The 10,544-nt window shown below is 45.7% G+C and carries 12 protein-coding genes; 3 read left to right on the top strand and 9 right to left on the bottom strand.

What is annotated here, in order from left to right:
* Nucleotides 1–22 precede the first annotated feature (22 nt).
* On the top strand, nucleotides 23–433 hold the full coding sequence (locus ACZ50P_RS11975; protein WP_464131385.1) for a hypothetical protein: 411 nt from the start codon (nucleotides 23–25) through the stop codon (nucleotides 431–433).
* A 70-nt stretch (nucleotides 434–503) separates the two neighbouring features.
* On the opposite strand, the gene rdgB is transcribed toward ACZ50P_RS11975, so the two are convergent.
* From rdgB to ACZ50P_RS11955, 4 genes are all read right to left on the bottom strand, one after another.
* Complete coding sequence (rdgB, locus tag ACZ50P_RS11970) at nucleotides 504–1,103, bottom strand: RdgB/HAM1 family non-canonical purine NTP pyrophosphatase (protein WP_374000337.1); 600 nt, start codon at nucleotides 1,101–1,103, stop codon at nucleotides 504–506.
* A gap of 4 nt (nucleotides 1,104–1,107) precedes the next feature.
* Nucleotides 1,108–1,839 (bottom strand): ribonuclease PH, encoded by a 732-nt coding sequence (gene rph / locus ACZ50P_RS11965; protein ID WP_464131383.1) that lies wholly within the window; start codon nucleotides 1,837–1,839, stop codon nucleotides 1,108–1,110.
* Nucleotides 1,840–1,950: 111 nt separating this feature from the next.
* Nucleotides 1,951–2,739 (bottom strand): N-acetylmuramoyl-L-alanine amidase family protein, encoded by a 789-nt coding sequence (locus ACZ50P_RS11960; protein WP_464120524.1) that lies wholly within the window; start codon nucleotides 2,737–2,739, stop codon nucleotides 1,951–1,953.
* Nucleotides 2,740–2,852: 113 nt separating this feature from the next.
* Nucleotides 2,853–3,371 carry a hypothetical protein gene (locus ACZ50P_RS11955; RefSeq protein ID WP_464131381.1) on the bottom strand — a complete coding sequence of 173 codons (519 nt, stop codon included), beginning with the start codon at nucleotides 3,369–3,371 and terminating at the stop codon, nucleotides 2,853–2,855.
* Between the two features lie 469 nt (nucleotides 3,372–3,840).
* Between ACZ50P_RS11955 and ACZ50P_RS11950 the strand changes: the two genes are divergently transcribed.
* Nucleotides 3,841–5,040, top strand: a complete 1,200-nt coding sequence (locus ACZ50P_RS11950; RefSeq protein ID WP_464131379.1) for a hypothetical protein — start codon at nucleotides 3,841–3,843, stop codon at nucleotides 5,038–5,040.
* Between the two features lie 75 nt (nucleotides 5,041–5,115).
* On the opposite strand, the gene ACZ50P_RS11945 is transcribed toward ACZ50P_RS11950, so the two are convergent.
* From ACZ50P_RS11945 to ACZ50P_RS11935, 3 genes are all read right to left on the bottom strand, one after another.
* Nucleotides 5,116–5,910, bottom strand: a complete 795-nt coding sequence (locus ACZ50P_RS11945; protein ID WP_464131377.1) for a DnaB-like helicase C-terminal domain-containing protein — start codon at nucleotides 5,908–5,910, stop codon at nucleotides 5,116–5,118.
* A 16-nt stretch (nucleotides 5,911–5,926) separates the two neighbouring features.
* Nucleotides 5,927–6,610 (bottom strand): ankyrin repeat domain-containing protein, encoded by a 684-nt coding sequence (locus tag ACZ50P_RS11940; protein ID WP_464131375.1) that lies wholly within the window; start codon nucleotides 6,608–6,610, stop codon nucleotides 5,927–5,929.
* 96 nt (nucleotides 6,611–6,706) lie between these two features.
* The gene (locus ACZ50P_RS11935; RefSeq protein WP_464131373.1) at nucleotides 6,707–7,723 is read right to left on the bottom strand and encodes a helix-turn-helix transcriptional regulator; all 1,017 of its coding nucleotides are present in this window, start codon (nucleotides 7,721–7,723) and stop codon (nucleotides 6,707–6,709) included.
* Nucleotides 7,724–7,997: 274 nt separating this feature from the next.
* Here ACZ50P_RS11935 and ACZ50P_RS11930 point away from each other — a divergent pair, with 274 nt between their 5' ends.
* The gene (locus ACZ50P_RS11930) at nucleotides 7,998–8,717 is read left to right on the top strand and encodes a hypothetical protein (protein ID WP_464131371.1); all 720 of its coding nucleotides are present in this window, start codon (nucleotides 7,998–8,000) and stop codon (nucleotides 8,715–8,717) included.
* 176 nt (nucleotides 8,718–8,893) lie between these two features.
* On the opposite strand, the gene ACZ50P_RS11925 is transcribed toward ACZ50P_RS11930, so the two are convergent.
* Nucleotides 8,894–9,385 carry a hypothetical protein gene (locus ACZ50P_RS11925; protein ID WP_464131369.1) on the bottom strand — a complete coding sequence of 164 codons (492 nt, stop codon included), beginning with the start codon at nucleotides 9,383–9,385 and terminating at the stop codon, nucleotides 8,894–8,896.
* Nucleotides 9,386–9,397: 12 nt separating this feature from the next.
* Nucleotides 9,398–10,543, bottom strand: coding sequence for a mechanosensitive ion channel family protein (locus ACZ50P_RS11920; RefSeq protein WP_464131367.1), 1,146 nt, complete (start codon nucleotides 10,541–10,543; stop codon nucleotides 9,398–9,400).
* Between the last annotated feature and the right edge of the window lies 1 nt (nucleotide 10,544).

Genomic DNA, 10,544 nt, shown 5'->3' with positions numbered 1-10,544 from the left:
CAAATTAACTAAGGAGAATCTTATGAAAATGAAGTCCGCTATTGCGACGGCAATCCTTGCTATTTCCACATTTTCCACAGTGGCCCAGGCTGTGACAGAGCTCAGCTGCAGTTATGAGTATAAAAACGTCGGTCAGCGTCTTAAAATCGATAACAGAATAGGTCGCGACGGTAAGCTTTATCCTTTTATGCGTCACTTTGAAGACAGATCAGGTGATTCTGATTTGAAATTCGGAACCGACGAGATTCAATTCAGCGTTTCCGGGAGTGACAAGCGCATGCAAAATTGGATTTACGTTGAAGCGTACAGTGACATTGCAGAACGCACCTTTCAGTTGGATCTGAAAAAAGGCACCATCACCATCATCAAAGGTGGACGAGTTATTTTGGCTAATAGCCCACTTTCATGCACTCTTTCGATGGGTGGCGAGTAGTTTTTAAAAATTAAATAGAAGTTCGCAAAAAAAAGCCCCCATAGTCAGTCAGATTATGGGGGCTTTTCATTTACGGATTCACAGTCTGTAGTTTTTCAAGGAAAGCTTTGAGTGCCATCGCCCGGTGGGAAAGCAGGCTCTTGTAGCCTGTACCCAGCTCTGCCAGCGTCTGTGTCTGGCCTTCCGGGATAAACACCGGATCATAACCAAAACCGTGCAGGCCGGCTGGTTTAGAGGCTATCGTGCCCTTCATTTCGCCGGTGAAGACCCATTCTTCCCCGGTTGGTGTGTAAACCACTGTAGTGCAGACGAACTTCGCGTTTTTGTTGGGCATCGGTTTTAAAGTGATCATCTTCAAAAGCTTGGCCACGTTCTCGCTGTCAGAAGCCTTCGGTCCGGCATAGCGAGCGGAATGAATTCCGGGCAGACCATTGAGCCCCTCAACCACAAGTCCGGCATCTTCCCCCAGCACCCAAACATTGTTTTTCACCGCACGCAAAGTTTTGGCTTTGATGCGGGCGTTGTCTTCGAAAGTTTTTCCGTCCTCGGGACGGGGAGTGAAGGATGGAATGTCGCCTTGTGAAAAGACTTTTAAGTCTGGAAGTTCACGCAGCAGTTGTTTGTATTCAGCCAGTTTTCCTTTGTTTCCGGTCGCAATCCACAATTCCATTTTTTTAAACCCCAGCAATTTTATAGATTTCACCCATGACAGCAGCTTGGTGAATGAAAAGTTCACGGCAGCCTTTTTCCGCGACGTCCATCATTTTGAACAACTGATCGCGAGTGAAGGGCACATGTTCAGCAGTTCCCTGAACCTCAACGAATTGGCCTTTGTCCGTCATAACAAAATTCATGTCGGTGCCGATCGCAGAATCTTCGTCATAGTTCAGGTCCAGCAGAATATTGTTCTCATGCAGTCCCACGCTGATGGCAGACACATAGTTCGTCAAAGGCATGGACTTGATTTCGCTGACAGCATGCAATTTTTTAAGCGCCAGTGCTAATGCAACAAAGCCACCAGTTACAGACGCAGTGCGAGTGCCACCATCGGCGTTCAGAACATCACAATCCACGATGATCTGTTTTTCGCCCAGTTGTTTCAAATCCACCGCGGCACGCAGTGAACGCCCGATCAGGCGAGAAATTTCCTGAGTGCGTCCGCCCGTCATGGACTTTTCACGCTTGATACGTGTGTGGGTGGAGCGGGGAAGCATACCGTATTCAGCCGTCACCCAGCCAGCCCCCGTGCCCACCAACCAAGAGGGCGCTTTGGCTTCATAAGTGGCGGTGCAAAGAACTTTGGTGCGACCAAATTCCACCAGCGCCGAACCTTCAGCGTATTCAGAAACATTTGGTGTGATTTTGATATTTCGTAGTTGATCAAATAAGCGGCCATCAGCGCGCATAAAAACTCCTGCGACTGTCGAAAATGATCCGTCCGATGCGTTGTCGTGCGGCGGCTTTGCCTTGCGGCGCAACCCTTTGAACAGTCTTAAATTGGGGGTGGTAAGACTTGTCTAATTTAGGGTTTTTGCGTTGTGGTTGTCCATCTTTTCTTTATAGGACTGGAGGGCGTTGTAGATTTTTTGAGCAAGGTCGCTTTGATAATTCGCGCTGACCAGCTTTTTGACCTCTTTGGGATTTGTGAGGAATCCTATCTCAATCAAAACTGAGGGCATGGTGGTTTTTGAGATCACATAGAAGGGGGCTTGTTTGATCGTGGCTTGCGCCGCCGAAGAATCGCGCTCCCACACCTGGGTCAGTGTTTGCGTCAGACGCAGGCTGCTGTTCATGCGGCTTTGACGTTGTAAGTCCTCGACAATAGCGGCCACATCGCCTTTTTTGGAAAGTTCATCACCACCGGAAATCTCCTGCAGTTCACGGCGATTCAGGACCATTTGATTTTCCTGACTGGCCAGGAACAGAGCATCCTCATCCGGAGGTAAATTGTTCTGGAAGAAAAACTCAACCCCTTTGGCGCGCTGATCGGCAGCGGCATTGGCGTGCAGGCTGACGAACAGATCGACTTTGGAGCTTTCGGCCAGTTTCACACGTTCGGGAAGTCCAAGGTTGCGATCGTTGGTGCGAGTCATGCTGACCGTGAACTGGTCATCGTTTTCCAGAAGCACTTGCAGCTTCTGTGCGACTTTAAGAACCAGATCCGCTTCTTTGGCGCCACTGTAAACGGCCCCTGTATCCACACCCCCATGCCCAGGATCGAGCATGACATGCAAAGCATTGGCAGCAGAGGACGTACAGAGAATAAGCAAAGCCCCAAGGCTTTGTTTCAGAAACGGAAGATTCATGAAATCAGAATAAGAAGGAAGTCGAGGGTGTGTCGAGTCCAGAGCCCGAATCGGGCCGAACCTAGCCATGGGTCAAGGAAAGGAGCCTGCGAAGATGCAGGCTCCAAAGCTTCTTACTGAATACAGAAGGAAGGGGAGGCGTTCACTGGAACGGTTGGGATATCTTCTTCCGCCATGCGGGAGTAAGCGGGAGCTCCATCGAATTCAGCGCAGCGTGTTTCAGGTTCGCTGCCGCATTCGCCTTCGGCGATATAGAGTTTTTCTGATTCAAGCTTGGCAGTTAAGTATGTTGTGGTATTGCATCTTGTGGAGTTGAATTCTACGGTCCACGGGGACTGGGACACAATATTGCCAATTTCAACAGTGTTTGTACCAAGGCTATTAATACTAAACACATCGCCGCTACAATCGTAACTTTCGTAGTTTACGCGGAAAAGGTTTTGAGATCCGTCTTCATTAAGCTGGAAGTAATCATAGCTACTGCCGATAGCCAACAGCATAGGTGCCGCCTGGCATTGGCCTTTCCAGTAACCAGTCAGGTCCGGCTCTGTGGAACCAGGATTTGACTTCTTGCTGTCGGAGCAGGACACGATTGTCATAAGGGAGGCTGCCAGGACGATGTTTAGACTCATTCGTAAGTGCTTCACGTGTTTTGTTATCCTTTCAAAACATAGGGTTGTTGTTTTACTGTGGGGCAATGAGATGAGCTTGGGGATCGCACGGATAAGAGATCCAGTGCGGTTTCCTATAAAATCCGGACCTGCGTCTACTCACTTTGAGACAATCTGACTAAAAAAAATGGGTGATCTGGAAGGGGCGAACGTCGAGGCAGAGCCTCCCACAAAGACACGTTTATATGAAACTTCCGTCCGACAATTGTCGTTTTCTGTCAAAAACCTCGACATAGGATTTGAGCGCTCTGTGAGTTTAATCGGATCTGACGAAGTAGTAGGCATGGCATCGCGGTTGCTTTAGTACAAGGCAACCCCCCATGGCGGCCAGGACCCCTCCCCCCCAAATCCTGGTCGCTTTTTTTTTGCCCAAAATCCCATTATCCTAAGTGCTATTGAACATCGATTGAAACATCGAAGGAGACATTCAATGCAGTTAAAACCCCTTGGGATTCTTCTCTTGGCAGCTCTGATGACCTCAACCATGCCACTGACGGCCAAAGCGCAGGTGGACAGTTCGCAGATTGAAGCTGAAGAAGCCACTGCGGATGCTGAAGCTGCGAAGGCCGAAGCGAACGAAGCAAAGAAACGCGCGGAAGAAGATCGCAAACGCCGCGACAAAGTGCGCGCGGAATCTCAGGCGGCGATTAATAAAGCTCGCTCTTTGGAAAATGATGCCAAGAAAGAGCAGGCCGAAGCCGAGCGCGAATCAGCCAAACTAAAAGCCGAAGCGGCAGAGCATGAGCGGGCTCAAAAAGCCGCCGAAAAAGAACAAGCCGCGGCTCAGGCCCGCATCAAGGCCGCACAGGAAAAGACTCAAAAAGCCCAGCAGGTGCGTGATGAAGCTCAAGGCAAACGCAAGCAAGCTGAAGGCAAAGCCAAAGAGTTAGGCGACGAGGCGAAGGAACAAGAAAAGCTGGCAAGCAAAGCGACGGAAGAAGGAATGAAGGCTTCTCAAGAAGCTGAAGTTGCCAAAGCCGAGACGATGAAGGCCGAACAGAATCTTTCCAAGGCCAAGCTGTTAACGCAAAAAGCGGTGGCAGAAGCCAAAGCCCGTGAAGCCAAGGCCAAACAGGAAATCGCCCGTGCGGAGGCGGACCGAGCGCGTGCTGAAGCCGAGATGTCGCGTTTGAAGGCGCAGGATGAACAGTCCAAAGCCATGATTGAAAAAGTCGAAGGTGAACTGAAGGCTTCATTGGAAGCGTCCAAGAAAGCCAAGGAAGACGCCGAAGTGGAACGCAAGAAAGTGGCAGAGACTAAATCTCAGGAAGAGAAGTTGAAGCAGTCTGCGGCCAAAGCCCGACAGGAACTGGAAGGTAATCGCAACAATCTTCGTAAAGAGCAGGCGACAGCGAATCTGGAAATCGCCCGGGCCAAGAAGGCCATTGCTGAATACGAAGCCGAGATCGCCCGCTCAGAAGGCGAGCTGAAGCGTTTGACGGAAGAAACGGAAAAAGCCAAAAAAGAACGCGAAAAGTTAGAGAGCCGATTGGATTCAGCAAAGAATCAGGTCGAGGAAGTTCGCATCAAAGTGGCCACAGCCAAAGCTAATTTCGAAGCGGAAGAGTCCCGCCTAGAGGCTGTGAAAATCCGTATAGACGCGGGTTTGAAATCGAAGAGAAAAAAGTAGTTAAATATTCGTAAAGGTTAAATCAGAAGTGGAACCTAATTTCTAATTTAAGATTGGTACTCGGAGCGAAAAGCCTTAGCGTCTAGCTGAGGCTTTTTTGTGGATGCGGAGGCCCGACACCCTTAGATTGTCCTGGCTTATTCGTGCCATATAATTGAGACATTCACTGAAATCCCCTTTATAAACTGTGATCTCCATAGAGTTATCTTTTGCGGACTTATCATAGTAGTCGCTACGATAGACTAAAATAATGCGTTCTATAGTGCTCAGATCAGGCAGGCTTTTCATTTCCTCAAGGCGAGGCCGGTGGTCTGTTGACTCGGAACTTTGCCGGTTTAGATGTACTGATGAGATGAATATGGCACCATATTTTTTAGCCAAGAAATTTAGTGATTTTAAGACTGTCGAATATTTTTCGTTTTCGGTGAAGGTTTGTAAGAAGTCTCCAAAGAACACGTAGATCTTCCCTTTACTTTTCTTTCTAAGATATCTTAGTCGTTGATCGACTATTTTAAGAGAAAATAGTTTTGAATCATCGATAAAAATGGGTGCAGTGTAAAGATCTTTCTGGGTTGAGTGTAGTTTAAAGAACTGTTTATTCGAATAGAGTCTATTGCGAATCAATCGTATTGAAATGCCGGTCTCCATGCTTAATATGCGATTTATAAGCTGATCTTTTGAGTGTGCGGTTATTGGAGAGAAGAATATACATGTGTGCCTATTGATGATTGAGAGATCTAGTATTAGGGATAGGGCTAGTGATGTTTTGCCCATCGAAGGACGTCCACCTATCAGTATGTGTTCACCAGTGCGGATATTTTTCAGCAAATTCGCAAGGCCAATATTCTTTGTTTTTTTACTTGTTTTCATTAGGCATCTCTTTCTATTAAGGTATTATTCCGGCGAGAATCTTCAATCGAAGGAGTTCTTCAGTTTGCTGTATCCAATCATTGGTATTCTTATCTGAGATTGTATTTGCTTCCTTTTTCTTAGCGTGAAGAATTTCAAAGGCTGATTCATCCAGAACTCCAATATTATAAATGTCAGCGCCAGCATCGACCAAAAACGCAATGTCATCTATTGGGAGCTGCCATGAAATTGCAAGCCCTAGGGCTGTTTGTCCACAACAGTTCTTCATTTCAATATCTGCTCCGTGGTTAATGAGGTAGTTAAAGATTTCCCGATTTCCCACATGGTTGAAGATTGCTGATGTTGTATTGTTGTAGTTGGTGATATTTGGGTTAGCCCCAAATCCGATTAAAAGTCTTACGATGTCGATGGATTTAGCTGTCGTCAAAGGCGGGGTGGGGTCTTCGATTAGTCCGTCAGGTGATGCTCCAAACTCTAAGAGTCTTCTTACGGACTTAATTTTGTTATGAGCAGCTGCAATAGTTAAAAGAGAAGTCTTGTGTCGAGTTGGACTTTTTTTATTTGATGGTAAGTAAATGGATGAAAATTCTATATCTAGATGGATATTGGATTGGACAATAAATAGGGGATGGTCACTTAGTAATGCGGCAATAATTTTCGACTCTAGGTCTTTAGATCGTGGTTGCTTTCTTTTGGGCATTTGAATTTGTCCTTTTAAACTGCCAAGTAATTTAATGGCAATGTCTAAAGTAGTGCCAATTTATACTTGGTAAGTTGGACAATTCTTGTCCATAGGTCAAAAGACCTTGATCTTTTTTCTTAGATTTTCGTAGGAGACTTTGGTTTGATGTAAGATATCCCTCTGTAAGCTATTTGGCTTGATTGATGTTATGTGGGGAGATAGGCTAAGCAGGAGTCGAATAGTTGTTGGCTGTATCGGGGCCTCGAAGGTAATTCTGAAAACTCCAACCCTTTCTGTTGTGATCTCTTGGTTCAAAGAAATTTGGTACTCCTGAAAATAGGTAGCTAGATATTCGTCGCCTACAAGTTCGACCTTCACTAGGTCTTCATTTTTTACTGTAACGCCACCGATGCTCTTGGCTTCTTTTGCGTAGCGTTTTGGATCTATTGGTGTGGCTTCTTTGTCTATGATTTGAAGATTCTTTATGCGATTTAAGCGTAATTTTTTAATTTTTTTGTTATCGCTTAAATCTTGCGCAATTAGGTAGGGTGTTCCACCAGTCATTTCAAAAATGATTGGAGAAAATGTTCTCAGGTTTTTTGTACTCAATTTATATGGTGAACTGTATTCAAGCCGCAAGCACTTTTGATGCCGTAGGCTCTCTAATATGCGAGAGGTTGTGTTAATGTCAGCTCCAATACTTCTTCCTTCAAGTGTTCGATGGGTTTTTTGAATGTCTCGTTGTTTATAAGCTACTTCTCTGAGGGATGGGGGAAGTGCGGAAATTAGGTGTTCTTCTGCTTCTCCAGCTAAATGCCCTAATCCGTCGGGCGAATTGGATCTTAATGCTGAGAGCGATAGAAGCACTATCTGAATATCCTGCTCACTGAGAATTAATTGGTGAGTTCTTTTGTAGTCGGAGGGGAGAGAGAATCTTGCTGGGAAACCTTCGGATTCAAGAATCGGGTAAATCCTAGATAGATCCGCAATGTCCCGTGCTATAGTTTTTCGTGTTATCTGAAATCTATCCAGCATTGCTGTATGAATCTCAGTGATCGAAGTCCCGGTAGATCCTGCGCGTTCTAGTAGTGAAAGTAGGAATGTGGCTCTGACGTCTTTTTTACTTGTCATTTATGGCCTCTTGAAAGAAGGAGATGGACAATTAATGTCCATCTCCTTCTTAGCGTCTATTGTGCTTGTCGCTTGTGCAAGGGAATTGTATGGATTCGGGTTGATTTTTTTTGATGAGCCGGAAGACATCCTATCAAGTAGCTGCGCTATATATTTTGTCTTAGATTCAATACATATATAAATAGTGTTTACCGCAGATCAAGGCTGAGCTATTCTTAAGCCTTCAAAAAAGAATTGTACGTCCTTGAGTAACTTGAATTGCGTGGAGTAGTGAGTGGCCTTTGAGATCAATAAGGAATTTATAAAAGTCTTGTCTCAAGAGATTCGCCTTTTAAAAAAAAGGCCGGACATGTTGAAAAGGAGGGGTGCAGATTCTAAGGCGCGAGTTTTCTTTTGGGAAAAGGATATGCAAACCGCTTTTATGCGAGCAATTGCGAAAACAGGCAGTTTTTCTTCGGAAGATATCAAGCAGCAAGTTGATGGCAAAGGTTATGGTTTAAACTTGTATCTATCTGAAAGAGGATCAAGCCGAATTGATATTTTGGTTAACTCGGAATATGCTGTCGAATTGAAGGTGATTTCTGTACCTCGGCTTGCAAAAGGTAGCTTGTATGATATTGGCCAAGTCTCGTCTGACCTTTACCGTTATGAATATGCTAAGTTCAGCAAGGTCAAGAAAGTGACGTCACTAATTATGGTGACTGGGCCAACAATTATTGGGATGAGAAATAATTTGGCTTTTAGTCAGAATGATATTCGAAGGTTCGTGCACAATAGTTTTTTTGCGGACTACTGCTCTTCAGAAGAGTTTTTTCCTTCTGTCGATAAAAAGAAAAATATGGGTAGTGCACGTCTAAAGATGAGGGGCGTGCAAAAGAAATATTTGGAGAAGCTTGGGTTTGGAGAAGAGTACCATCACAGGACATCAAAGTTGAATTGCTATTGGTATCCACAAGACTCCTTTGCTATAGGTTGGGTTACCAGAGAGTGCTAAGTGTTGTAGCGCCTTCTCGTCACGGGCGCGCTTTGGCGGTGTGAATATCGAGGGGTGTGTTATTATGGATCCAGTGATATCGTCCTAGCTTATCAGCTTGCATCTCGCTCAACCGCAATGATTTGGTGCGGATCAAAGAAAACGGCAATCCGAACTAGGATTGCCTAGGAATAAAATCACTTCATTTTTTCCAAGAAGCGGAAGTAGCGTTCCGGTTGGATATCCACGGACATCAATTGTCCGTTGCTGTCGTGGACTTCTGGGAAGGAAAACTTCCACTGGCCTTCGTACAGATAGAAATTAATTCCGATCGAGAACTGAACGGGAGTTTCTTCCCCAGTGGATTCTGAATAATAGGGGACAGAGAAGCTGCGCACGCGGGCTTGTTTGGGTAAAAAGCCATCAACCATGTTGACCTGATCAATAAAACATTTGGGCGCATCGTAGATCAAAATCTTTGCATTCTTCAGCGACGAGGCCCAGTTGATGAAAGTCCGTACACCCAACGAGTTAATTCCACGTAATTGATCCAGATGCAGGTGCAGATCCAGATGTTCCGGGATCTGCAAGGACGCGAAAGACTTTTCGTCATTTTCAAGCAAACCGCCCAAGCTGATTTTGGCAACGTTTTGCTCTTTCAGAATAACGAAATCCAACTTTACTGGCATCGGGCTAGGGTCCTATTTGGGTGTAAGGTTCGTTTGATACACGGTCTGCGTTGGGTACGCAAAATCGACCTTCATATCGGCGGCAATCTTCAGAATCTCAATAAAGATTTTTTGTTGATGAGCCAGCTCTTCAGGTCCAGTGTACACCTTCAGGTGGAAGTTGACGAGAACATCCAGGGACGAGGCATTATAATTATTGAAATGAACAGTGACGGTGTCGGAAATCACCTTTTCGTCGGATTTGATGTAATAACGAACACGGTCGCAGAATTCCTCGATCTTTTCTGGCGGGGTTTCATAGGTAAGACCCAGGACTTGGCGGACCCTGCGGGCTGGACGAACACCCATATTATCCACAGTTTCTTTAGCCATCATCGCGTTCGGAATAGTAATCAAAGAATTATAGAATGTGCGAACACGAGTCGAGCGGAAGCCAATTTCTTCAACGGTGCCCTCCATGTCCTTGATTTTGACCCAGTCTCCGACCTGGAATGGACGGTCAAATAGAATTGTAATGGAGCCAAAAAGATTCGCGGCCGTATCCTGGGCCGCCAAGGCCAAAGCCAATCCCCCAAGCCCTAGACCGGCCAACAGTGACATGACATTCAGACCAAAGCTTTGCAGAACAATCAGGAAACCCATGACCACGACAAAGATCTTTGCCGCTTTGGAAGCAAAGGGCACGATTTGATCGTCGAAGGTGCTGGGGGTTTTGGAAGTGTAGTCGGCCAGAACCGAGCAGGCAGCGTCGACCAGATAGTAGATCAAGCGAATGATAAAGATCGCAATCAGACCGCGAAGAAAGTGGTCATAGTATTTGGCAAATTTTCCTGAAAGATCGGCGGCGTCGCCGGCCGCGAACCACAACAGAATAACCAGTATCCAGGCCAAGGGGCGATCGGTATTGGATTGTAAATAGTAACCCCAGAAGCTTTTTGGATACTTTTTGACGATTGGATTGTGCTTTTTTAGTTCTTTTAGAATGAAGTAGAAAAGAGGGCGCAGAACAAAAATCCCTGCAGCAAAAGCGATTCCCAAGAATGCCCACTTCCAGGTTGGCATAATAAAGACGGTTGATTTTAGGAATTCACTCATTTCAGTTGAAAACCATTGAGAGTCTTCAAATAAAAATCTTTCCATGCTGGACAGTTCTTTCATA

The sequence above is a fragment of the Bdellovibrio sp. CKG001 genome, assembly GCF_055397465.1.
The sequence above is the reverse complement of the archived record's forward strand: the minus strand, read 5'-3'. Positions and strand labels throughout refer to the sequence as shown.

Excerpts from the sequence above, each read along its gene's own strand:
- ACZ50P_RS11975 (WP_464131385.1), top strand. The coding sequence starts at position 23 with ATGAAAATGAAGTCCGCTATTGCGACGGCAATCCTTGCTATTTCCACA.
- rdgB (WP_374000337.1), bottom strand. The coding sequence starts at position 1,103 with ATGGAATTGTGGATTGCGACCGGAAACAAAGGAAAACTGGCTGAATAC.
- rph (WP_464131383.1), bottom strand. The coding sequence starts at position 1,839 with ATGCGCGCTGATGGCCGCTTATTTGATCAACTACGAAATATCAAAATC.
- ACZ50P_RS11960 (WP_464120524.1), bottom strand. The coding sequence starts at position 2,739 with ATGAATCTTCCGTTTCTGAAACAAAGCCTTGGGGCTTTGCTTATTCTC.
- ACZ50P_RS11955 (WP_464131381.1), bottom strand. The coding sequence starts at position 3,371 with ATGAGTCTAAACATCGTCCTGGCAGCCTCCCTTATGACAATCGTGTCC.
- ACZ50P_RS11950 (WP_464131379.1), top strand. The coding sequence starts at position 3,841 with ATGCAGTTAAAACCCCTTGGGATTCTTCTCTTGGCAGCTCTGATGACC.
- ACZ50P_RS11945 (WP_464131377.1), bottom strand. The coding sequence starts at position 5,910 with ATGAAAACAAGTAAAAAAACAAAGAATATTGGCCTTGCGAATTTGCTG.
- ACZ50P_RS11940 (WP_464131375.1), bottom strand. The coding sequence starts at position 6,610 with ATGCCCAAAAGAAAGCAACCACGATCTAAAGACCTAGAGTCGAAAATT.
- ACZ50P_RS11935 (WP_464131373.1), bottom strand. The coding sequence starts at position 7,723 with ATGACAAGTAAAAAAGACGTCAGAGCCACATTCCTACTTTCACTACTA.
- ACZ50P_RS11925 (WP_464131369.1), bottom strand. The coding sequence starts at position 9,385 with ATGCCAGTAAAGTTGGATTTCGTTATTCTGAAAGAGCAAAACGTTGCC.
- ACZ50P_RS11920 (WP_464131367.1), bottom strand. The coding sequence starts at position 10,543 with ATGAAAGAACTGTCCAGCATGGAAAGATTTTTATTTGAAGACTCTCAA.